The organism is Geotalea uraniireducens Rf4, assembly GCF_000016745.1.
In the GTDB taxonomy this organism is placed as follows: Bacteria; Desulfobacterota; Desulfuromonadia; order Geobacterales; family Geobacteraceae; genus Geotalea; species Geotalea uraniireducens.
On the sequence record NC_009483.1, the window covers coordinates 2,481,897 to 2,503,601 of the forward strand.

Sequence of the window (21,705 nt, forward strand, 5' to 3'; positions counted from 1 at the left end):
ATTTATCATTTTGGTAAGGCATTGGCAAAGCCGCTACCAGAAGGGCTTTAGAATAAAGAGCTCCAGATTTCGCCTATAGACCGTTTTTATCCGCCGGGCCAGGGGTTGGTATGTTTCGCGGAAGAAGCATAGACGATCGAAACGATTCAAACTCCGAATCGATCGAAGCGGGCGCCGAATATCACCCACACCAGTTACCATATCGCGTACTTGACATAATACATCTTATCGGACGTTAAGTGCTACGTAACGAGTTAAAAAAATACCCGACAGATGCCGGGTATTATACTTTGCCATATCGAAATGTTTTATACTCTATATATTCCGCTTATCGATCACCCGTGAAGCTTTACCTTCCTGCCTCGGAATACTGTTCGGCTCCACAAGCTTAACGGTTATGCCGACGCCGAGCACCGACTCGATCCGTTTCTCGATTGTCTCCAGAAACGCCTTCTGACGCTTCATTTCATCGAAGAAGATGTTTTCCGTTACCTCGATTCTCACTTCCAGCACGTCCATGGATCCGTTCCGGTCGACCACCAGCTGATAATGGGGTTCGCAACCCTCGACGGCAAAAAGGACCTCTTCGATCTGCGACGGGAAAACATTCACCCCTTTGATGATCAGCATGTCATCGCTGCGTCCCATGGTCTTTTTCATCCTTACCATGGTTCTGCCGCACGCACATTTGGCGTAGTCGAGACTGGTCATGTCCCTCGTGCGGTAACGAATCATCGGAAATGCCTCTTTGGTCAGGGTGGTCAGCACCAGTTCCCCAACGCTTCCCGGCGGCAGTGGTTGGCATGTTTCAGGATCGATGATTTCCGGGATAAAGGCGTCTTCAAAGATGTGCATGCCGCATTTATGTCGGCACTCACCGGCGACGCCGGGGCCGATGATCTCCGAAAGCCCGTAATTGTCTGTGGCGCTCAGGCAAAGTCTGCTTTCAATCTCCCTGCGCATGGCTTCCGACCAGGGTTCGCCGCCGAACAGGCCTACCTTCAGCGACAGGGATTTGGGATCGATTCCCATTTTTTCCATCTTGTCGGCCAACGTTATTGCATAGGTCGGCGTACAGACCAGAGCAGTTGTTTTATAGTCCTGCATTATCATGATCTGTTTTTCGGTGTTACCGGCACTCATGGGGATGACCGTTGCCCCGATGGTCTCTGACCCGTAATGGAGTCCGAATGCACCGGTAAAGAGCCCGTAACCGAAGGCTATCTGCACCACGTCGTCATGGGTAACACCGGCGGCGGTCATGAATCTGGCCACCAGGTTGGACCAGGTCTTCAGGTCGTTTTTCGTATAGCCGACAACGGTCGGTTTCCCGGTCGTTCCGGAAGACGAATGGATGCGGACCACCTCTCTGAGAGGCACGGCAAACATGCCGTAGGGGTAATTGAGACGCAGGTCTTCCTTGGTGGTAAAAGGGAGTTTTGACAGGTCGGAGAGAGATTGTACATCTTCCGGAACTATGCCCATCCCGGTAAACTTGTTCCGATAACAGGCAACATTTTTATAGGCGCGATTCAAGGTAGCCTGCAATCTTTCCAATTGCAGCTGCTCCAGTTCTTCGCGCTCCATGCATTCATATGTCTGGTCCCAGATATGCTCCATATATGTACCTCGCTATGCACCGGAGATTTATATTGTCCTGAAATTACCGTTCCCAGACTTCTTTCTTTTCTTTGCCCAGGTAAGCACGTTGCACTTCTTTATTTTCCAACAGCTCCGACGACAATCCTTCAAGTATCACTTTACCTGTTTCCAGAACGTATCCTCGGTCCGCAAGTCTTAAGGCAGCCTTTGCATTCTGCTCGACAAGGAGGATCGTCGTCTTTTTCTCTTTTCGGAGGGTTTCAAGGACCCGAAAAATCTCCTGAACAACCAAGGGCGCCAGGCCCATTGATGGTTCATCCAGCAGCAGCAGTCTCGGTTTCGCCATCAGCGCACGACCTATGGCCAGCATCTGCTGCTCGCCACCGGACAACGTGCCCGCCAACTGCTTTCGCCTTTCCAGAAGGCGCGGAAAGAGGGCATACACCGTATCGAGGTCTTTTGCTATCTCACTCTTCCCTTCCCTGCTCCGGTAGCGCAAATAGGCGCCAAGCTCCAGGTTGTCTGCGACGGAGAGCGGATTGAAGACTTGTCGCCCTTCTGGAACCTGGGAAATACCATGTTTAACAATCCGGTCGGGTGGCAGGTTCCTGATCGAGGCCCCTTCAAATATAATATCGCCACTACCCGGAGGAATGACCGCTGACAGGGAATTGAGGAGCGTCGTCTTGCCGGCGCCGTTTGCGCCGATGAGCGTGACTATCTCCCCATGTTTCAGATGGAGGGAAACGTTTTTCAAAGCATGAACTTTGCCGTAATAGCTATTTAAGTTTTTGATCTTGAGCATAGATTTATAGGGGCGCCAAGTGGGATAGTTCCCTGACTCGTAGTTTATTGAGCCTCATAAAACCCCGTCCTGTGGGCGGGGTCAGCGTTCGTTGGCTTTGCCTGTAGATTGCCCATCTGCTACACCTGAACTTGAGTTGTCCCCACAATTCAAGTCGAAAGGAGCAGCAGATGAGCAGGTTTCAGAAGTTATCTCACGTTCTATGGCACTGTCAATATCACATTGTTTGGGTGCCGAAGTATCGTTATCGTGTGTTGCGTGGTCCAGTTGCCGAAGAGGTGTATAAGTGTATCCAAGTGTTTTCGGGTCGTCTTGGTTGCGAAGTGGTGGAGTTGAATGTGCAACCGGATCACGTGCACTTGTTGGTTAAAATTCTTCCGAAGGTATCAGTGTCGGAATTCATGGGTGCTATCAAGGGTCGCACGGCTATTCGGGTATTCAAGCAATATCCATATCTCAAAGAACGCCCCTATTGGGGCAACCATTTTTGGGCCGAAGGTTACTGTGTTGATACAGTTGGTCTTGATGCGGAGATGATCCGCAAGTACGTTGTCTATCAAGAGAAGAAAGAGCGAACAGAAACCAAATAGCAACCTTATAAAAGGGGACAACTCGCAGCGTGCCTTCTATGAGGGCACGCATTCAGCACCCCTATGGGGTGCCTTTCAAAGCCCCGTCCTCTGGGCGGGGTTCTTTACTCTTCTCCCAGATAGGCCGCAACGACCTCGGGATTTTCCTGTATCTCACGCGGTGTCCCTTCTGCCAGTTTGCGGCCGAGATTCAGGACAACAATGGAGTCGCAGATATCCATAACCAACTCCATGTCGTGTTCCACGAGCACGACTGTCACACCCATCTCCCTGATCTTTCTTATCAACAGGCTCAGTTCATGGGTTTCTTTGCTGTTGAGACCTGCCGCAGGCTCGTCCATCAACAGGATTTTCGGTTCGAGGGCCAAGGCACGGGCGATTTCCAGCAAGCGGCCTTTGCCGAACGGAAGATTGGCTGCTTCCTGTTGAGCCAGATCCGCTATGCCGGTAAACTCCAGCCAGCGCATGGCGTTGTCCCTGATCCGACGTTCTTCACGGAGGTGCCACGGCATTTTGAAGGCGCAGGCCAGAAATCCGCTTGAACTTTTGCTGTGAAGGCCGACCATGACATTTTCCAGGACTGTCATCTTGCCGAAAAGCTCAATGTTCTGGAAGGTCCGCACCATCCCCAGGTAGGCGCGTTTTTCCGAAGGGAGGCGGGATATATCCTTATCTCCCAGCAGGACGGATCCCGATGTCGGGGTGTAGATACCGGTTACGATATTGAACAGGGTGGTCTTGCCGGCACCGTTCGGGCCGATGATGCCGGTGATCAAATCTTTCCCGATGCTAAAGGATACATCCTCCAGGGCAGTAATGCCGCCGAACCGTTGGGTTATCTGCCGTACGCTAAGCATGCTCCCCTCTTTCGACCGGTTTTTTCGGCATTAATCGAGAAAGTAGTCCCGGGATGCCGAGGACCAGGCCGCCGGGCATGAACATGGTCATAAGGATCAACAACAGGCCGTAGATCACGATGTCGTAATCCTGAAAGGCCCGCAGAATCTCCGGTAAGAGGGTGAGGAGCACGGCACCGAGGAACGAGCCGTAAATGCTGCCAAGGCCGCCTATGATCACCATGGTGACGAGTTCTATGGAGAAATTAAAGCCGAAGGACGCCGGTGAGATGAAGGTCATGGTATGGGCATAAAGGCTTCCGGCCAATGACGAGACAACGGCTGAAAGCGTGAATACCTGCACCTTAAGAAGACGGGCATTGACGCCCATCACCCTGGCGGCGACTTCGGAGTCATGGATGGCCCTGAGTGCCCGGCCGATGCGTGAGTTTACCAGGTTTATGGACAGCAACATGATTACCAGGGTAAACGTCCAGATGAGATAATAATTCTTGTAATCGTTATCGAATGCCAGTTTGCCCAGAGAGAGGTTCGGTATCCCTGAAAGTCCTGATGGCCCACCGGTCAATTCCACTGTTTCATTGAAGATGATGTAGACGATGATGCCGAGACCGAGGGTGGCCATGGCCAGGTAATGGCCTTTAAGTTTCAAAATCGGAAAGCCGATGAAAAAGGCGATCAGACCGATAGATATTGCCGCTATTACCATTGCCAGCCAGGGGTTGACAGAGTGACTGGCAGTAAGGACCCCCGAGACATAAGCTCCCAAACCGAAGAAAGCCGCCTGCCCCAGGGATATCTGGCCGGTGAAACCAAGGAGTAGGTTTAATGCTACGGCCAGCATGGTGTTGATGCCGACGAAAACCAGGACGTTCATCATGTAGCCGCCTGAAAATATGAGGGGGACCAACAAGATGAGGGCAGCGAAAATTATAAATTTTATAACGGTATGTTTCACTTTGTGGCCTTTGCGTTTCGACTGATTTTCAAACCCGTTCCGTCTCACCTTTTTTAAACAGTCCCTGGGGTCTGACAAAGAGGAGCAGCAATAGAATTATGAAGGCGATGGCGTCCTTGTAACCGGAAGAGATGAGACCTGCACCGAGGGATTCAAGCGTTCCCAACACTAAACCGCCGATCACCGTCCCTACCCCGCTGCTCATGCCGCCGATTATGGCCGCGCAGAAACCCTTCAAGCCGAGCATGATGCCGACGTCGTAGGCGGTCATGGTAAGTGGGGCGATGATGATGCCGGCCATGGAACCAAGCGCTGAGCTGATGACAAAGGAAAACAGAACCATTCTCTTGACATCGATGCCGACCAGACTTGCAGCGCGTCGGTTGAAAGCACAGGCGCGCATGGCTTTTCCGCTGATGGTATAATAAAAAAACAGTTTGTTGGCAATGATGACCAACAGGGTAATGGCAAAAATCCAGATATGCTGGGGAAGAATGGTTGCCCCGGCAACGGATATGGGGTCATTGCCGGAAAATGAAGGAAGTGCATGGGTATCTTTGCCCCAAAGGAGCATGGCCAGCCCTCGTATGAAGATGCTGGCGCCGATAGTGATTATAACGAGGCTCATCGGTGTGGCATTCTTCAATGGTCGAATTGCCAGCCGTTCAAAGGCGATCCCGGCGGCGGTGGAAGTGAAAACCGCCAGGGGGATTGAGGCAAACAGCGGAAGTTTCAAGGTCGTGAGAAAGAAAAACGACAGCATACCGCCAAGCATGACGAACTCGCCCTGAGCAAAATTTATTATCCCGGTTGAGTTGTAGATGATTGCGAAGCCAAGTCCGATAAGTGCGTAGATCGCACCTGTGGAAAGGCCGGAAAGGACATATTGTAGAATTTGTTGGGATAAATCCATCTATGGTTATTCTCGCGTAATACCAATTCCAAATAAAGGCGCTATCTTCGTTGGCTCGTCTTCGGCTCCTCAACGTACGCAGTTGTACGCCTTCGTCGCCTCAATCCTCGCCGCCTTGATGTCATCCTTGATTTGAAATTGGAGTAAGATAAAGGCAGCGCAGGTTAATCCTTAACCTGCGCTGCCATGCCAGCAAATTACGTTAACAAGAGTGACGATGATTACTTGACCAGCACCCAGTCCTTCTGCTTCACTTCCACGAGAACAAAGGCGTCCTTGTTGAGACCGGCGTGATCTTGGGGCGCATAAGTGAATACTCCACCAATACCGGCAAAGTTGCGGTTTTTTTCCAACTGGTTGCGGATAGCGGCGGGAGAATCCCCTCCCCTTTCGATCGCCCCTTTGAGAAGCATCACCGCATCCCAGGCATGTCCTCCGAAATGATCACCCTCTGCCTTGAAGTGCTTTTGATAATCCTTGACGAACGAAAGGAGTGATTTCTTCTGGTGGTCAGAGTTGGGAAGCCGGTCTGCAACCAGCACACGTCCCGAGGGGAGAATTATCCCTTCGGCGGCATCTCCAGCCAAATCGATGAACTTCCTGGAAGAGACCCCGTGGCTCATGTAAATCGGGAATTTAAGGCCCAGTTGTTTGGCGTTTCTGGCAATGACGGCTGGGCCAGGGTTGGTCCCCCAACAGATCATGGCCTGGGCCTGGCTGCCGCGGATTTTTGTCAGTTGCGAGGTCATGTCGGTGTCCTTCGGTCCGTACGTGTCGTCGGAAACGATCTTGATACCGAATTTTGCCGCTTGTGCCTTTAACTGCTCACGCCCTGAAGAACCGAATGAGTCGGAGACAGTCAGGATGGCGACCCTGCTGATATTACGTCTTTTCAGGTTTTCGTAAATGCGTGCCACGGCCAAAGAATCGTTCTGGGCGGTTTTAAAGACCCATTTTTTTGCCGGCTCGGTGATTTTAATCCCTGCAGCGCAGGATATGAGGGGGATCTGCGCCTTTTCCACGATGGGGATGACAGCCATTGTGTCCCCGGTGGTGCTGGGGCCGATGATCGCCGCAACCTTGTCCTCCTTGATCAGCCTGGTAGCAGCCTGAACAGCCTTTGTGGCGTCACCCTGGGTGTCGTAAACCACCAGTTGCAGCATGCGTCCCTTGACGCCGCCGGCTTTGTTTATTTCGTCAACCACCATTTGGGCTGTATTGCGTTCCGGTTCTCCGAGGAAAGAGGCCGGGCCGGTAACGGCAAACAGTGCGCCGATTTTGATCGGTGCCGCAGCATTAACGGAGCCGGCTGTCAACCATATGAACATAAAAATGAAAATGGGATAAACTATCTTGTTTAACATTTGGCTCCTCCACCAATTCAGCGCGCTAACGTCCAATCACCTTTTACGATACGTACCATTTCGAACGCGGAAAGATCCAAGCCGTTATGGTCATTGGTTGACATGTTGAATACGCCGGAAACTCCTACCATCCTGGTGCTCTGCTCGATGCCGTTTCTGATCTGCCCCGGCGTTGCCCCGGACTTCTTGATGGCATTGATTAACAGCTGGAATCCGTCATATGCATAACCACCAAATGTGGATGCTTCCACCCCGTATGCCTTCCTGTACGCCTGATCATACTCCTTGAGGAGCTTATGCTGTGGGTCGGTTTTCTTCAACAGCTCATATATTGCCAGTTTGCCGGCAGGGAGTATTACTCCTTCTGCGGCATCAGCCCCGGCCAGTTCGATGAATTTCTTTGATGCGACGCCGTGACTCTGGTAGAGAGGTATCTTCATGCCCAGTTGCTTCAGGTTTCTGGTTATTACCGCAGGACCGGGGTTGGTTCCCCAGCAGATTATCGCATCGGGCTTGGCTCCCTTGATCTTGGTGAGTTGCGCCGTCATGTCGGTGTCTTTCGGTGAATAGACCTCGTCGGCGACTATTTTGAAGCCCTTCCTGGACGCCATTTCTTTCAGTTGTTCGCGTCCGGAAGAGCCGAAAGAATCGGAAACGGTCAATAGGGCTATGCTTTTCTGCTTGCGTTTCTCCGCAAAATTGAGAATTTTCTCGGCAGCAACATGGTCGTTGGCCGGTGTCTTGAACACCCATCTTTTTACCGGATTGGTTATCTTGATACCGGCGGCACAGGATATGAGAGGAATCTGTTCCTTTTCCACGATCGGTATTACGGCCATGGTTTCACCCGTTGTGCTCGGCCCGATAATCGCCACAACCTTGTCGTTCTTGATAAGTTTGTTGGCCAGTTGAACAGCCTTGGTTGCATCTCCCTGGGTATCGTAGACCACCAGTTCAATCTTGCTCCCCTTGATTCCACCTTTTGCATTGATTTCTTTTACCAGCATCTCAAGGGTGCTTTTCTCAGGCTCGCCAAGAAAAGAGGCCGGACCGGTGACCGAAAACAGTGCCCCGATTCTTATGGCGGGAGCAGCCAGCGCCGAAGTTACGGAAAACATCATTACAATGCCCAGTGCGAATAATACGATTTTCCTCATAGCAAGCTCCTTTGATAACAGGTGGTTACATACTGTAAAGTCTTTCACCGGCAAGGACATTGAAACCGTTGTCAAGCAAAGCTTTTATCGCTTTTTCGGTTTCATCGAATCGAAAGATAATAACCGCATTTTCACCGCAACGTTCAACGAAAGCATACATGTATTCGACGTTTATGGATTTACTGTCAAGCGCCAGGAGGATTTCCGAGAGTCCGCCGGGGCGGTCGGGAACCTCTACAGCGACGACTTCGGTTTTGCTGACCGTAAAGCCCTTTTCTTTCAGGACATTATTCGCTTTCTCCCGGTCATTGACGATCAGCCGCAGAATGCCGAAATCAGAGGTGTCGGCGAGGGACAGGGCGCGGATGTTGATGCCGGCCTCTCCCAGGATGCGGGTCACCTCCGCCAGACGGCCTGACTTGTTTTCAATAAAGATGGAGATCTGTTCTACCTGCATGATTGCCCCCTTTAAAAGCCATTTCTTAAGAATCAATAGTTCGGTTGTCTATTACTCTTTTGGCTTTACCTTCACTGCGCATGATGGTTTTCGGCTCTACCAATCGCACCTTGCATGTTACTCCCAGTAAATCCTTGATCTCTTTCTCGATGGTATGTGACAAGGCCTGAAGATGTTTGACCTCATCGGAAAAGATGTTTTCGTCCACCTCTACCTGTACCTCAAGGATGTCCAGGTTTTCCTTCCTGTCGACAATCAGCAGGTAGTGGGGTTCTACCCCTTCGATACCCATCAGAATTGATTCGATCTGCGACGGGAAGACGTTGACGCCGCGGATGATGAGCATATCGTCGCTGCGGCCACTCATACGGCTAATCCTGGCATGGGTCCTGCCGCAAACACACGGCTCATAGGTAATGCTGGTGATGTCCCTGGTGCGGTAACGGAGCAGCGGGATTCCTTCTTTGGTAATGGTAGTTATAACCAGTTCCCCCTTGACTCCGGGAGGGAGAACCGCACCACTGTCCGGGTCGATGATTTCGGGGATAAAATGGTCTTCCCAGATATGCAATCCCTGCTTCGCTTCCTGGCACTCAATGGCTACCCCGGGCCCCATTATCTCGGATAGCCCGTATATGTCGATGGCGGAGAGGTTAAGCTTTGCCTCGATTTCACTTCGCATGGAGTCGGACCATGGTTCTGCCCCGAAAATACCGACACGCAGGTTGAGCCCCTTGAAATCGATACCTTCTTCCCTTGCCGCCTCGGCCATATAGAGCGAATAGGAGGGGGTGCAGGTGAGCACGGTCGAACCGAAGTCCTTCATGATCATGATTTGTTTCTTGGTGTTTCCGCCGGACATGGGAATAACCGATGCCCCCAGCTTTTCGGCGCCATAGTGCGCGCCCAAACCGCCGGTAAAAAGACCGTAACCATAGGAATTATGGATGATGTCCCCCTTATGGGCGCCGGCAGCGACGAACGAGCGGGCCATAAGTTCGGACCATGTGTCGATGTCTTTCTGTGTGTATCCGACCACCGTCGGTTTGCCGGTAGTGCCGGATGAGGCGTGGATACGGACGATGTCCTCCATCTTTGCCGCAAACAGTCCGTAAGGATAACTATCGCGCATGTCCTGCTTGCAGGTGAAAGGAAGCCGCTGAAGATCTGCCAGAGATGTGACCTGTTCCGGTTTGATACCAGCTTTGTCAAGGGATTGGCGATAAAACGGGACGCGGGAGTAAACACGCTCCACCATGGCCTTGAGCCGTTTCAACTGCAATGCTTCAAGGGCCGGCCTGGGGAGGGTTTCAAACTCTTCGTTGAACATTTTGAGGAAACCTCTCTGTTAAAAGAATTAGGTCTGGTTAAACGGGGGGAACGATATGCTTAATTATGCGCCGTTTCTACCGAGATAGAATGCCTTTTTATTGATTTCCAGCGCCTTGGAGGGCGCCATTTTTTCTATGGCCGCCAGCCAGAACTTTTCATCAATGTCAAGTTGCTTTGAAAGTGCGCCAATCAACACCGTGTTGGCGGCTTTGGGGCTTCCGGCCGAGTTGGCCAGCTCCACCCCGTCAAGCACGACGCAGTCGGGAAAAGACTCCCTGATTTTGTCGACCAAGCCCGCAGGATAAGGCTCTCTACCTGTTGAAACGATTGACGGGTTAATTTTAAGGTCGTTTACTACCACCTTGCCTCCCTTTTTCAGGAGCGGCAGGTAGCGATAAGATTCCAGCAGCTCGAAACCCAGCAGTATGTCGGCTTCCCCTTCGGGAATGATGGGGGACTGTACTTCTTTGCCGAAGCGGACATGGGAAACGACACTACCCCCACGCTGGGACATGCCGTGAATTTCGCTCTTTTTCACGTCAAAGCCCGCCTGCTTCAAAGCTTCAGATAGAATTTCCGAGGCAAGAAGCGTCCCCTGCCCTCCTACACCGACCATGAGTACATTGATAATTGTGCTGCTCATTTTTTTGCCTCAATTGCGTTAAGTTTACAGACCTGCTCACAGACATTGCAGCCCGTGCAGAGCTGTGGGTCGATAAATGCCTTTCCCTTTTTCCCATCCGCCTGCCAGATAATGGCCGGACATCCCAGTTTCAAACAGGCCTTGCAGCCTGCGCAGAGTTCAATGTCAACCTTAACCCCAGCGCCATTCTCGTAAACCCCTTCCCGCTTGATAAGTACACAGGGACGCCGTGTAATGACGACTGACGGTTCAGGACGTTCCATTTCCTCCTGAAGAACCTGCTTCGTTTCGTCGATGTTTAACGGATCGACAATCCGTACATTTTTAACACCCAACGACCTCACCAGTTGCGGCAGATCGACTTTAAAAGTCTCATCTCCCACCAGGGTAAAGCCGGATGCCGGATTTTCCTGTCTGCCGGTCATGGCGGTTATGCGGTTATCAAGGATTATCACCGTAGCGGGCACGTTGTTATAAACCATGTCCAAAAGCCCGGTAATCCCCGAATGGAGGAAGGTGGAGTCGCCGATAACGGCAACGACCTTTTTCTGTTCTTCAGTGGAAAGCACCTTGGTGATTCCGATGGCGTTGCCGATGCCGGCCCCCATGCATACGCAGGTGTCCATTGCAGAAAGCGGCGGAAGGAAGCCGAGGGTGTAGCAGCCGATATCGCCCATTACGTAAGCCTTGAGCTGGTTCAGGGTATAGAAAATACCGCGATGAGGGCATCCAGGGCACATGTTGGGCGGTCTGCCCGGAAGGATGTCAACCCTGGATCGTGCCGGTTCCGGCAGTTTGAAGGCTTTACGCAGGATCCCCGGGGTCAGCTCACCGCAGATCGGGATGATCTCCTTGCCGATCACCTCGACCCCCATTGCCTTTACCTGTTCTTCGATAAAGGGGTCAAGCTCTTCGACAATATATAGCTTTTCAACCTTCCCGGCAAATTCACGGATCAACTTGTCCGGCAACGGATAAACCATGCCGAGCTTTAACACCGATGCTTCCGGCAGCACCTCTCGCACATACTGATAAGGGATACCGGAGGTAATGACGCCGATTGACCTGTCCCTCAGTTCCATCCGATTAATGGTGAGCGTATTGGCATACTGCTGCAGTTTGAGTGTGCGTTCCTCGATAAAAGGGTGACGGACCCTCGCATTGCTCGGGAGCATGACGAATTTTGCAGCATTTCTCGTCAACTTGGGTACCGGTAAGCCGGCAACCGGTTCTTCCAGTGTGACGATGGACTTACCATGGGAGGTGCGGGTTGTGGTACGGAGCATGACCGGTGTGTCAAACTGTTCGGAAATGGCGAATGCAAGTTTGGTGAAATCTTTACATTCCTGGGAATCAGCAGATTCCAGCATCGGCACTTTGGCGAATTTGGCGTAGTTGCGGTTGTCCTGCTCATTTTGCGAGGAGTGCATTTCCGGATCGTCAGCGCTGACAAGGACCAATCCGCCATTGACACCGGTATAGGAAAGGGTAAAGAGTGGGTCGGCAGCAACATTGACCCCCACATGTTTCATGGTGACCAATGCTCGGCCACCGCCAAAAGAAGCGCCAATCCCTACCTCAAGCGCTACTTTCTCATTTGGAGCCCAAGACGCGTCGATATCCTTATATTGAATGATATTCTCAAGGATTTCTGTTGATGGAGTACCGGGATAGGCGCTGGCCACCTTTACCCCTGCTTCAAAGGCGCCGCGGGCGATGGCTTCGTTGCCGGAAAGAATTTCCTTCATGGAAAAAACACCTTCTTGTTAAACAAAATAAGGGGATCGCTCCCCGTAAAAGTGCCAAAAAATATACAGAAAGAAGCCGGTCAAGTCAACTGCTTTTAGAACGCCGATACTGTTTTATAGAACGAGGTTTCAATGTTTATCCGTTGCTATCTATTGACAAAAGGCAATTATCAGCTATTCATTTTGATAGAAAATGAAACTATCGGAGGATTATATGAAAAAAGTTACTTTAATGTTTCTAATGCTCTTTGTATCAGCTACAATTTCTTTGGCCGCTGAAGCACCGTCTGTAGACCAGGGCAAAGAGTTATTTGAAAGCACAAAACTGGGGACGAATGGAAAAAGCTGCTCGACGTGCCATCAGGGAGGGAGAAAATTGGAGTGGGCAGCTACTTATGACGACGAAAAACTGGCAAATATTGTTAATTCCTGCATTCAAAAGACTTTGAAGGGACAGCCGCTTCCCCCCGATTCAGACAGCATGAAATCTCTGCTGTCATATATACACACCTTTGCCGGGCCGGGCAGGTAGCCAGTCGCAAGAGGAATTATCGAATGGGGGGATTCAGCACATGCTGCATCCCCTTCCGCATTTGTCAGTCTGCCAGTAACAAGCCTTCGAGCAGTCCGAAATCGCTCACCTTTATCCGATTAAAACCAAATATTTTCATGGTGTTGATGGTTATCAAGATACCGGCTATTATCAAATCCTCACGTCCCTTTTCAAGTCCTGTTATTTTCAGGCGTTCAGCCGGCGTCAACGGAAGAAGGTCCGCATAGATATCCTCAATTTCCGCCAGCGTCATCGTATGATTGTTGACCTTCCGGTAATCATAATCAACCATTTTCAGATTTATGGCTGCAAGAGTCGTTGCTGTCCCCGCAGTGCCGACGAGGGTTACTTTGGATATATCATGCATCAGACCCAGTCGCTGCATCTCTCCCGTCAGAAGATCAAGCTCCCTTTTTACCTTATCAGTCATGGCTTCGCAGGTTATTTTCCCTTCGGTAAGCCTTACAACACCAAGAGGAAGGCTCCGGGTGAACAAGGGGGACTCTCCGTGCGACAGGGTATATTCGGTACTGCCGCCACCAACATCAAAAACGAGAAAATCTCCGATCTTGTCATCGATACCCGCCAGAACGCCGCGCAAAGTAAAGAGCGCCTCTTTCTCGCCATCGATAACCTCAAGCTTGATGCCTGTTTCGCGGAAAACCCGCTCACAGAAGATATTACCGTTGACGGCATCGCGCACCGCGCTTGTCGCAACGGCCCGAACATTATTTACTCCGTGGAGCCTGATTTCGCCGGCGAAATCTCGCAATGCCTCGATCGATCTTTCGGCGGCTTCCGATGATATGCCGGCATTCTGAGAAAATCCACCCCCAAGCCTGGTAATGTGCCGTTTTAAGAGTACCGGAATGAAGGAATCGTTATCGCCTATTCCCCCGATTAATAAACGTGCGGTATTTGTTCCAAGGTCAATAGCTGCGTTCAGTCGAGACATTAAAATTCCTTTTCAATCTCAATGATGGTAAGGGACATCTGGGCAATTTTAGTAAATGCCGCGATAATATCTCCGTAAAGTAATCCTGCAACAATAGTGCACTTACCGCTGTGAAGACGTTTAATATGATTCTGCTGTAAGGTTTCATGCGCCAAATTGATTGCATTCATTTTCTCTTTAGCGCTGGCGGAATCCGCAGTCGTTGTTGATTCTTCGCATAGGGAGTTTACAGCTAATGTGACCATTTCAGCGACTTGAGCGGCAAACGCTTTGATTTCTACCATGGCGGCACTGGAAAAACGGAGTTTTTCTTCCTTTTTACGCCGCATGTATTCCATTATAGCCTCACTTTGATCACCGATATGTTCAAGTTCATTAATAATCTGGATCATTGTCGGGATTTCGACTGCGTTTGTCGACGGCAGCGGCTGCCTGGAAAGGGTAATCAAAAAACTCGAAATATCTCGTTGCAAGACATCCAGCAGTTCTTCCCGTTGCTTTATGCGATTAGCGCTACGAGCATTAAAGCTGTGAAACTGTTCAACCATCTCGTGGTACATCGAGCCGGTAACCGTCGCCATCCTCTTTATTTCGTTACGGGCCTGCAAAAAAGCAATGGTCGGCGTATTAACAACCCGCAGATCAATAAATTTAGGACGGGGCTCAACATCGCTTTCACCATCCTTTCCTGGAAGTATCACTGTTGCTGACCTGGCAAAAAAACCGATGAGCGGAAGGAAGATAAGGGCGCTCAGAATACTGAATACCGTGTGTGCGTTAGCCAAATGTCTTGCAATGTATGGTTTTGTTTCAGAAGCTAGGGGAGCGATGGCGTATGTGTGGAGGGTTTGAACGGTGAAATCGGCTTCTCCAGGAGAAAAAACCTGAACAAAACGCAGAAATAGCGGGAATGTGATTAAGACAAGACCAATAGCTACGCAATTAATGACGATATATACAAGAGCCGTCCTTTTTGCAGCCAGAGTGCCATTGATAGCCGCAATGGCAGCTATCAGCGAGCCACCGAGCGATTCACCTACAACCATAGCAACGGCGGAATCGAAATTCAGCAGTCCGCTGCTGGCAAGGGCGATGACAATACCGATTGCTGCGCTGCTGGATTGAATCAGAAACGAAAGCAAAGCTCCCAGTATAACAGCAGATATGCGCCACGATAAAAATTGCCGGCTTAACCCGTTAATTAACGTGTTTTGTTTCAACGGCGCAAAGCCTAATTCCATTATGTGCAGACCAAAGAAGACTAGACCGGCCCCAAGCAATAGCGTCCCTATGTTTACCCATCTTCTTCTGCTACTGAAACACCTTAAAATCACACCGATGAATATTGTTGGTAAAGCGAAGAAAGAGATTTTAAACGCGATGAATTGTATTGCCAGGGTGGTGCCGATGCCGGTACCGAGGAGAACACCTAAAGCCTGATACAGAGAAATGAGGCCGGCATTTACAAACCCTACAACAAGGATGGAAGCGGTGCTGCCGGATTGAAGCAATGAGGCAAGACAGCTCCCCATGAGAGCTGCGGTCAAGCGGTTGCCGGTGATTTTTTCAAGGGAGTGTCTAAGACGATCACCGGCTAGCTTCTGAAGGCCCTCGGACATGGATTTCATGCCAAGGATGAAAAGGCCCAACCCTCCAAGTGCCTCCATGAGAAATGAGAGAGGCATAGGAGTTATTCTCCGTTATTATTTTTCAATTTTAAATGGGAAAGTAAAATCGGGCGCAGCCGATTTAGCGGTTCCTTTTTTATATACAAGTAATTTGACACCTTTTTTACCGCTAAGGTCAATCTTGAAGTAAACAAGACCAGCAACCTTCGCTTTTGGAATAATGATTCCGTTTGCAATGGCTTTTGTGTATATATCCTGAGGGTATACTTCATAGAAATAGGGAAGTTGAGAGTTGAAAGTATTATAAAATGACGATTTTTCATAATCTTCCATATAATAAAAACCGACGTATGGATAGGGTATCAAATAATAAGAATCTTTGGAGATAATTTCTTTAACCTTTTCCGGTGTCAAGGGGAAATACTGATTTCCATCACTGTCAACGAGCAGAAATAAATCAGAGTCTAATGGCATCTCATTGTTACCCTGATTCTCTATCAAAACAGAAAATGCAGAAACAGTTCCTTCAAGATTATATGTGTAAAGTTGTGTATCGGCGCTAGATACTGTGATGGAAATGCTGTCTTTTGTCAGTGTCTGTGAGTTGTCCTTAGGATTTACGACACCCGATTCAACCGGTACCGGTACAACTTTGAGTGAGCATCCTGTAACGAAAAATAACAATATCGCAAAGGAAAGAAATGACTTTTTCATATAATTCCCCCTTAGACTACACTGAGATCATTAGATTAAATTTTAATTTCCGAAAAATCATTCGCATACAACAAAATACGCACGGATTGGCGATTGCCTTTATCTACAGTATCATCTTGTGCCGCAATATACAAGTCAAGTCCCAGCTTATGTTTTATCCGCAAATATTGTTCAACTTCCTTGGCAAGATACAGCGACTTTTTCACCTTTTCATCTTTGCTGTTGGAGGGCGCAAAATAACCTTCTATTCTGACCACCTTCCCTTTCCCCAACATGATTAATTTGGGAACCAATGCATCAAGGTTATGCATGGCACGACCATCGGAGTTCAAGCTGCCTGTGCGAAAACTTATCTCTCCAATCTGTTCGCAACCTTCAGGAAGTGACTGATTGTCTCCCTGGGCGTATGTGAGTGTACACCAACCCATTAATACAAGAAAACACACAATTCTAAACCGTTTCATCTGTTCCCCTTTGGAACGAGAAAGAGGACTTCAAAGCGACGGTTCATTCTTCTCCCATCAGTGGTGGAGTTGTCGGCGATTAACTTTGATTTTCCCATTCCTTTAACAAAGACGCGAGTCGGGTCTATGCCTTCTTTGATGATGAGATAACTGGCAATAGCAATTGCACGCTTAATCGAAAGGTCCATATTGTAACCAACTGAACCAATACTGTCCGTATGACCATCTATACGTAAATACAACCATGTTTTATCAGTACGTGCTTGCTCGGCTACTTCCGACAAGGCTTTCTTCACTTCGTTCGACAACTCGATCTGGCCAAACTCAAACATAATATCCGGGAATCGGAACTTCCGATACACCGACATTTTTTGTGAAATCTGCGTTGGCTTGGCATTCGAAACTTCAATATTGTCTCCCTTGACTTCGATCCCATAAAGTGGGGTTACCCCCTCCAAACTGGACTCAGCAACAGGGTTTAATTCAGTCGCAATCTCAGCCTTCGGCTCGACGGGAATTTCACTTTCCAACTGAATCACCTTGGCTTCTCGGGGCAGCAACGGCATAACAACGGGAGTCGAAACAGGTTGAGAAGGTATTGTTATCTGCCCGTAAGGCTTTATGACGATTTCTTCCTTGTCTGGATCGACCGGTATTTCTAATTTACTGGCCGGTACGATTGGTACAGCTGTTTTTATTAATGATGTGATCGGAATAATTTTGACCGGTTTTACTATTTCCTGTTTTTTATTTTTTTCATCATTCTCCGAGGCAAGCTTAGGAACCGCTTTTATATAGTTACCTATCCCCTGACAGGTAGAAAATCCGACGAGTGCCCGCCAATCGGGGCTAACAGAAGTAAGGCCGAACCCACCGGCTAAATTAAGCGTGAGGTGTGGTGAGATATAGTATTGGAGACCGACAGATCCCTCGACAGGGTAATCTGGAACATTGCTGCCGAATGGATTAGCTGCGTTCTTGCCAAAAACTTCCACAATTAATTTAGTTCTGGGGGTAGCCATATATTCAACACCGCCGCCATAAAGCAGTTCGTTATCGTAGGCATTGCCGCCCGGGGCAAGGTAGCCGCCATAAAGATGGATTCCCACCCGATCCGTCTTTAATGAAGCTATGAGGCGTCCCCCCACATCGTTGATACCGTCAACAGCTTTGTCTTCAGAAACATGCCGCTGAACAAATACATCCGCAGCAAGCTTTAGATTTGAATTCCTTTTTCCCAAAAATCGAATTTTAGCCCCTAAGTCGGCAGTACCTCTGCCCGAAGCATCTTCCTGGCCATTGAAAAGCAAGTTCGGATAGGTGCCATAAAATTCCAAGAAGGAACCCATGCCAAGAGTTACAGTTGCTGGCAGAATAGTAGAGTTTTTATTACCGGTGTTGCTGATATTACCCCAGATGCCAACACATATGTTTCCGGAATCCAACGTGTCGGCGGAAGGAACATTGATAAGACCGGTGGCGCCGGTTTGGGTAGGGTTAGCGAATGCCAGCGAGGCAGGGATAATTATAGATAAAATCAATAAAATTAATATTTTCATTATGAATTATTAGTTTCGATAAGGTTATTGTATAAACGGCTGGCAAAAAGCGCAAAATTTCAATACATAATCAGAGATTACATTCCGTCATTCAACGTGACAACAGCTCACCTCTATCGGAATAACCTTAACCTGATACCTTTTCTTTAAGTTCTTTTCCAACCTTAAAAAATGGCAGTTTTTTTGATTTTACAGCTATAGACTCACCTGTCTTTGGGTTTCTTCCCGTATAGGCCTGATAACCTTTAACTACAAAACTTCCAAAGCCCCTTATTTCAATGCGATCTCCATCCAACAAGGCATTGGTCATAGAGTCAAAAATCACATTGATTATCTCTTCGGCTTTTTTGTACGACAACCCTTTTTTTGTTGCCAAGGCTTCTATTAATTCTGATTTGTTCATATTTAACGCCTCCAACAGAGCTTTCTATTAGTTAACCACAATCACCATTAGTTAATCAACAGCATGCTTTCAGATAACGTTTTGAAATATAAGCAGCTTCTTCCACTCTATCATGCTTTTTCAGCAAAGAAACGAGTTTTTCTGCTGCTCCTCGGGCCACACCGGGTGATGACAGAGCTTTTGAGAAATTATCAATAGCCTTTAAATCGTCACCGATCATAACATAAACATCACCTAAAAGTACAAGAGCCTGGTCTGACAGCAATCCGAATTCAATCATATGATTAAGCACGGGAATAACCTCATGCAATCTGTCGGAATCAATCAACAGCTGAACTAGTCCCAGATAACAAAGTGAATTAGAAGGATTTATACTGATTGCTTGGCGAAGGAAACGCTCACAATCAATAATTTCACCACACCTGTATTTTATTAGGGCAGCCTCATAGAGCAATATATCGTTTTCATTTTCCGATAACAATTCTTCTAATATTTGCAGGGCCTTAACATCATCGCCATCATGAATCAACAAATAAGCGCATGCAAATTTCTTTCCCAAAGCAGCATAGCGTTCCGGCAGAGGAGCAGGCAGGGTATGAATCAGGAGTTCGAATCTGTCCTCCATAGAGAGTTGGTCATCAGAAACATGGCTGTTTTCTGAAAGTTCTTCTGCTGAGGATTTACAGCCAAAACAGCCATTATTATTATTAATTAAGTTGGTTGAATGATTTTGAACGGTTAGATTTTCCAGAAGCTTGCCAGCCTTTTCCCTAATCGTTACGTCTTCTGCCAATTCCATGACCAGAAGAAGATGATCTTCTGCTTTAGATCGATCATTGCAGTTTATAGCATGCTCAGCTTCTAATAGATTCAAATCAGCCAGCCCATCATTGACAATGATTATCTTATTTTGTAGCCGAAGCATGTCAGCTTTACCGGCATCATTTGTCGTATCAATTTTATCAATCGCTTCGCCATACGAGTATTTCGCATCAGCAAATCTGCCCTCTTGCAGAAATTTATCACCCTGCTCCATATAATAACGATAATTTTTTTGAAATAATTTATTGAATAACATATCCATACCCACCTGCTAAGGCAATGAAAAATCGCGAAGAATTTATTCGGCCCTAAGTAGTGTAACGCTTTCTATATGATAAGTTTGTGGAAACATATCCACAGGTTGGCACTTTACAACTTCATAATTACTTTTCTTAAGTATGTCGACATCTCTCGCCAGAGTAGCAGGATCGCAAGAAACATAAAGTATAAAATGTGGACTAACTGCATGAATCCGGCTGACCACTTCAGCTGCTCCACACCTGGGAGGGTCAAGCAAAACTACGTCAAAACTTTCACCCGCAGCGGCCAGTTTTTTGACTTCCAAAGTCGCATCAGAACAATAGAATTCTGCATTTGTTACATTATTGGACTCACAATTTTGGCGCGCATCGTTAATCGACTGTCCAAATTCTTCAAATCCTACCATACTTTGTGCAAAACCAGCCAGAGGAATGGTAAAATTACCGTTACCACAGTAAAGATCAAGAACTTTTTCTTTGCCGGTAAGTTCAGCCCAGTTCCATACTAATTGAATAAGATGCAGGTTTTGCTGGTAATTTACCTGTGAAAAGCTCCCTTTACCAAATGATAACCGCTTTGGTGAGCTGCCGGGGATGAAATTTTCCGGAATCTGATACGAAAGGCTTTCAATGCCAAAAACTTTACCAAGATTTGATTTATTTCCCCCTTGGATAAATATACCATCGGCAAAACCAAGCATTTTATTTTGTTCAAGAAGGAATTCGGAAAAACCGATATGCGCGGCGCCTGTATAATGCACAATAACAAGGGCACTTCCGTCATCACCTCTTGCCACGTCAATCTGGGGGACTGTATCCGGTTCTGGCAGATGCTGCAATAATTGGCGAAGTTTACTGATGATTCTGTTAATGTCGGCATGGGCAATGGCGCATATTTCAGGGATATCAATGACATCATGAGACTTGGTCCTGAAAAAGCCAAGGTGTGGCTTTCCATCTATAAAACGGACCTTTAACTGAATTCTTGATCGATAGCCATACGGTTCCTGAGCAGGAATAACCGGTAAGATACGCTTTCGTTCCACCCGACCGGCACGCCACAAAAGTTCTGCAAAAATCTCCTCTTTTTCTTTAATCTGTGCCGAATAAGCAAGGTGTTGCCAGTTGCATCCTCCGCATATGCCAAAAACAGGACAGGTTGGCGTTACACGAAGATGCGACGGCTCAAGGAGTTCAATAAGTTCACCTTCAATGTATGAACGCTTTTCTGCTGTCACCCGGATACTGGCCACGTCGCCAGGCGCCGTAAAGGGGACAAAGCATGCCTTGCCGTCCACTCGGCCAAAACCAGCCCCGCCGTTGGCGAGCTTTTCTATGGTTACGACTGCTTCACGCATGTAGATTTAGTGTATGTGCAGGATAAAAACCCTGTTTCTTCTTGCTCTTGTTTATTTCTGACAATACCAGTTTTTTCGGCATGGTTGAGGGTATCAAGTATGGCAATGAATTTTGCTCGAAATTAACAATAAGCCTTTCTTTTACCTGTGAAACCTGAGAAGAAGGAACTCCCATCTGCTGCACCTTCCGGAGATGAACAATTGTTTCGCCCCAATGCGATTTTACTGCATTATAAGCAGAGATGGTATCGAAATACTCAGGCAATATCGGTACTTCACAGCGAATTTCAACAATTACCAGATAAAAATCGCCAAAATAGCGGCGAGTATTATCAATAAATAGAAGTTTCATGCCATTTGCAAGCGATATTTCCCGTAACAGATTATCCATGAAATATTACTGCCTTTTCCACATTGTATGGTAAATTCCGATTGATGAAAATAATATGCTTTTCGTCGTTTTGTAAAGGTTTTTTTATTGCGATTCAATGAGGTGTAGAGGGTAGTAAAATGAAAGATATAAATCCGGCTTGCAATTTCAAATAAATGTTTGTAAACTGTTC

Annotated in this window: 22 protein-coding genes; 2 read left to right on the forward strand and 20 right to left on the reverse strand. The window is 48.0% G+C overall.

The features are described 5' to 3' along the window. Positions 1-315: 315 nt before the first annotated feature. Both GURA_RS10770 and GURA_RS10775 read right to left on the reverse strand, forming a co-directional pair. A complete protein-coding gene (locus GURA_RS10770; RefSeq protein WP_011939013.1) occupies positions 316-1,620 on the reverse strand; it encodes a phenylacetate--CoA ligase family protein in 1,305 nt (434 codons plus the stop codon). A gap of 43 nt (positions 1,621-1,663) precedes the next feature. Then, positions 1,664-2,407 carry an ABC transporter ATP-binding protein gene (locus tag GURA_RS10775; RefSeq protein ID WP_011939014.1) on the reverse strand — a complete coding sequence of 248 codons (744 nt, stop codon included), beginning with the start codon at positions 2,405-2,407 and terminating at the stop codon, positions 1,664-1,666. A 170-nt stretch (positions 2,408-2,577) separates the two neighbouring features. Between GURA_RS10775 and tnpA the strand changes: the two genes are divergently transcribed. Next, complete coding sequence (tnpA, locus tag GURA_RS10780) at positions 2,578-2,997, forward strand: IS200/IS605 family transposase (protein WP_011939015.1); 420 nt, start codon at positions 2,578-2,580, stop codon at positions 2,995-2,997. Positions 2,998-3,101: 104 nt separating this feature from the next. Here the strand turns inward: tnpA and GURA_RS10785 are convergent, their stop codons facing one another. The 9 genes from GURA_RS10785 to iorA form a co-directional block, all read right to left on the reverse strand. Further along, the gene (locus GURA_RS10785) at positions 3,102-3,854 is read right to left on the reverse strand and encodes an ABC transporter ATP-binding protein (RefSeq protein ID WP_011939016.1); all 753 of its coding nucleotides are present in this window, start codon (positions 3,852-3,854) and stop codon (positions 3,102-3,104) included. Beyond that, entirely contained in the window at positions 3,847-4,812 is a 966-nt protein-coding gene (locus tag GURA_RS10790) for a branched-chain amino acid ABC transporter permease (RefSeq protein ID WP_041245910.1), read from the reverse strand. Before GURA_RS10790 ends, GURA_RS10785 begins: the two co-directional genes overlap by 8 nt. A gap of 28 nt (positions 4,813-4,840) precedes the next feature. After that, a complete protein-coding gene (locus GURA_RS10795; protein ID WP_011939018.1) occupies positions 4,841-5,725 on the reverse strand; it encodes a branched-chain amino acid ABC transporter permease in 885 nt (294 codons plus the stop codon). 221 nt (positions 5,726-5,946) lie between these two features. Further along, on the reverse strand, positions 5,947-7,089 hold the full coding sequence (locus GURA_RS10800; RefSeq protein ID WP_011939019.1) for an ABC transporter substrate-binding protein: 1,143 nt from the start codon (positions 7,087-7,089) through the stop codon (positions 5,947-5,949). Positions 7,090-7,106: 17 nt separating this feature from the next. Beyond that, a complete protein-coding gene (locus GURA_RS10805; protein ID WP_011939020.1) occupies positions 7,107-8,246 on the reverse strand; it encodes an ABC transporter substrate-binding protein in 1,140 nt (379 codons plus the stop codon). 25 nt (positions 8,247-8,271) lie between these two features. Next, positions 8,272-8,703: an ACT domain-containing protein gene (locus tag GURA_RS10810; RefSeq protein ID WP_011939021.1), complete on the reverse strand. Its 432-nt coding sequence runs from the start codon at positions 8,701-8,703 to the stop codon at positions 8,272-8,274. Between the two features lie 25 nt (positions 8,704-8,728). Beyond that, complete coding sequence (locus GURA_RS10815) at positions 8,729-10,033, reverse strand: phenylacetate--CoA ligase family protein (protein WP_011939022.1); 1,305 nt, start codon at positions 10,031-10,033, stop codon at positions 8,729-8,731. A gap of 63 nt (positions 10,034-10,096) precedes the next feature. Then, entirely contained in the window at positions 10,097-10,678 is a 582-nt protein-coding gene (locus GURA_RS10820; protein ID WP_011939023.1) for an indolepyruvate oxidoreductase subunit beta, read from the reverse strand. Next, complete coding sequence (gene iorA / locus GURA_RS10825; RefSeq protein ID WP_011939024.1) at positions 10,675-12,426, reverse strand: indolepyruvate ferredoxin oxidoreductase subunit alpha; 1,752 nt, start codon at positions 12,424-12,426, stop codon at positions 10,675-10,677. The genes GURA_RS10820 and iorA overlap by 4 nt, the downstream gene beginning before the upstream one ends. Before the next feature lie 214 nt (positions 12,427-12,640). Between iorA and GURA_RS10830 the strand changes: the two genes are divergently transcribed. Beyond that, positions 12,641-12,958, forward strand: a complete 318-nt coding sequence (locus GURA_RS10830; protein ID WP_041245401.1) for a c-type cytochrome — start codon at positions 12,641-12,643, stop codon at positions 12,956-12,958. Between the two features lie 64 nt (positions 12,959-13,022). On the opposite strand, the gene GURA_RS10835 is transcribed toward GURA_RS10830, so the two are convergent. From GURA_RS10835 to GURA_RS10875, 9 genes are all read right to left on the reverse strand, one after another. Beyond that, positions 13,023-13,934, reverse strand: a complete 912-nt coding sequence (locus GURA_RS10835) for a Ppx/GppA phosphatase family protein (protein WP_011939026.1) — start codon at positions 13,932-13,934, stop codon at positions 13,023-13,025. Further along, positions 13,934-15,619: a Na/Pi cotransporter family protein gene (locus GURA_RS10840; protein ID WP_011939027.1), complete on the reverse strand. Its 1,686-nt coding sequence runs from the start codon at positions 15,617-15,619 to the stop codon at positions 13,934-13,936. The genes GURA_RS10835 and GURA_RS10840 overlap by 1 nt, the downstream gene beginning before the upstream one ends. Positions 15,620-15,637: 18 nt before the next feature. Next, complete coding sequence (locus tag GURA_RS10845; RefSeq protein WP_011939028.1) at positions 15,638-16,276, reverse strand: hypothetical protein; 639 nt, start codon at positions 16,274-16,276, stop codon at positions 15,638-15,640. A 35-nt stretch (positions 16,277-16,311) separates the two neighbouring features. After that, entirely contained in the window at positions 16,312-16,740 is a 429-nt protein-coding gene (locus GURA_RS10850; protein WP_011939029.1) for a hypothetical protein, read from the reverse strand. Then, positions 16,737-18,299: an OmpA family protein gene (locus tag GURA_RS10855; protein ID WP_011939030.1), complete on the reverse strand. Its 1,563-nt coding sequence runs from the start codon at positions 18,297-18,299 to the stop codon at positions 16,737-16,739. Before GURA_RS10855 ends, GURA_RS10850 begins: the two co-directional genes overlap by 4 nt. 127 nt (positions 18,300-18,426) lie before the next feature. Further along, a complete protein-coding gene (locus GURA_RS10860) occupies positions 18,427-18,702 on the reverse strand; it encodes an HU family DNA-binding protein (RefSeq protein WP_011939031.1) in 276 nt (91 codons plus the stop codon). Between the two features lie 55 nt (positions 18,703-18,757). Continuing rightward, positions 18,758-19,786, reverse strand: coding sequence for a tetratricopeptide repeat protein (locus GURA_RS10865; protein WP_232279002.1), 1,029 nt, complete (start codon positions 19,784-19,786; stop codon positions 18,758-18,760). Between the two features lie 36 nt (positions 19,787-19,822). Continuing rightward, positions 19,823-21,142, reverse strand: coding sequence for a 23S rRNA (uracil(1939)-C(5))-methyltransferase RlmD (gene rlmD / locus GURA_RS10870; protein WP_011939033.1), 1,320 nt, complete (start codon positions 21,140-21,142; stop codon positions 19,823-19,825). Then, the gene (locus GURA_RS10875) at positions 21,135-21,533 is read right to left on the reverse strand and encodes a hypothetical protein (protein ID WP_157046180.1); all 399 of its coding nucleotides are present in this window, start codon (positions 21,531-21,533) and stop codon (positions 21,135-21,137) included. Before GURA_RS10875 ends, rlmD begins: the two co-directional genes overlap by 8 nt. Positions 21,534-21,705: the final 172 nt, after the last annotated feature.

Bases quoted from the DNA above. Each gene is read 5' to 3' on its own strand.
- GURA_RS10775 (WP_011939014.1), bottom strand. From the start codon at position 2,407: ATGCTCAAGATCAAAAACTTAAATAGCTATTACGGCAAAGTTCATGCT.
- GURA_RS10770 (WP_011939013.1), bottom strand. From the start codon at position 1,620: ATGGAGCATATCTGGGACCAGACATATGAATGCATGGAGCGCGAAGAA.
- tnpA (WP_011939015.1), top strand. From the start codon at position 2,578: ATGAGCAGGTTTCAGAAGTTATCTCACGTTCTATGGCACTGTCAATAT.
- GURA_RS10840 (WP_011939027.1), bottom strand. From the start codon at position 15,619: ATGCCTCTCTCATTTCTCATGGAGGCACTTGGAGGGTTGGGCCTTTTC.
- GURA_RS10815 (WP_011939022.1), bottom strand. From the start codon at position 10,033: ATGTTCAACGAAGAGTTTGAAACCCTCCCCAGGCCGGCCCTTGAAGCA.
- GURA_RS10850 (WP_011939029.1), bottom strand. From the start codon at position 16,740: ATGAAACGGTTTAGAATTGTGTGTTTTCTTGTATTAATGGGTTGGTGT.
- GURA_RS10830 (WP_041245401.1), top strand. From the start codon at position 12,641: ATGAAAAAAGTTACTTTAATGTTTCTAATGCTCTTTGTATCAGCTACA.
- GURA_RS10795 (WP_011939018.1), bottom strand. From the start codon at position 5,725: ATGGATTTATCCCAACAAATTCTACAATATGTCCTTTCCGGCCTTTCC.
- iorA (WP_011939024.1), bottom strand. From the start codon at position 12,426: ATGAAGGAAATTCTTTCCGGCAACGAAGCCATCGCCCGCGGCGCCTTT.
- GURA_RS10810 (WP_011939021.1), bottom strand. From the start codon at position 8,703: ATGCAGGTAGAACAGATCTCCATCTTTATTGAAAACAAGTCAGGCCGT.
- GURA_RS10800 (WP_011939019.1), bottom strand. From the start codon at position 7,089: ATGTTAAACAAGATAGTTTATCCCATTTTCATTTTTATGTTCATATGG.
- GURA_RS10875 (WP_157046180.1), bottom strand. From the start codon at position 21,533: ATGGATAATCTGTTACGGGAAATATCGCTTGCAAATGGCATGAAACTT.
- GURA_RS10820 (WP_011939023.1), bottom strand. From the start codon at position 10,678: ATGAGCAGCACAATTATCAATGTACTCATGGTCGGTGTAGGAGGGCAG.
- GURA_RS10785 (WP_011939016.1), bottom strand. From the start codon at position 3,854: ATGCTTAGCGTACGGCAGATAACCCAACGGTTCGGCGGCATTACTGCC.
- GURA_RS10845 (WP_011939028.1), bottom strand. From the start codon at position 16,276: ATGAAAAAGTCATTTCTTTCCTTTGCGATATTGTTATTTTTCGTTACA.
- GURA_RS10855 (WP_011939030.1), bottom strand. From the start codon at position 18,299: ATGAAAATATTAATTTTATTGATTTTATCTATAATTATCCCTGCCTCG.
- GURA_RS10835 (WP_011939026.1), bottom strand. From the start codon at position 13,934: ATGTCTCGACTGAACGCAGCTATTGACCTTGGAACAAATACCGCACGT.
- GURA_RS10860 (WP_011939031.1), bottom strand. From the start codon at position 18,702: ATGAACAAATCAGAATTAATAGAAGCCTTGGCAACAAAAAAAGGGTTG.
- rlmD (WP_011939033.1), bottom strand. From the start codon at position 21,142: ATGCGTGAAGCAGTCGTAACCATAGAAAAGCTCGCCAACGGCGGGGCT.
- GURA_RS10865 (WP_232279002.1), bottom strand. From the start codon at position 19,786: ATGGATATGTTATTCAATAAATTATTTCAAAAAAATTATCGTTATTAT.
- GURA_RS10805 (WP_011939020.1), bottom strand. From the start codon at position 8,246: ATGAGGAAAATCGTATTATTCGCACTGGGCATTGTAATGATGTTTTCC.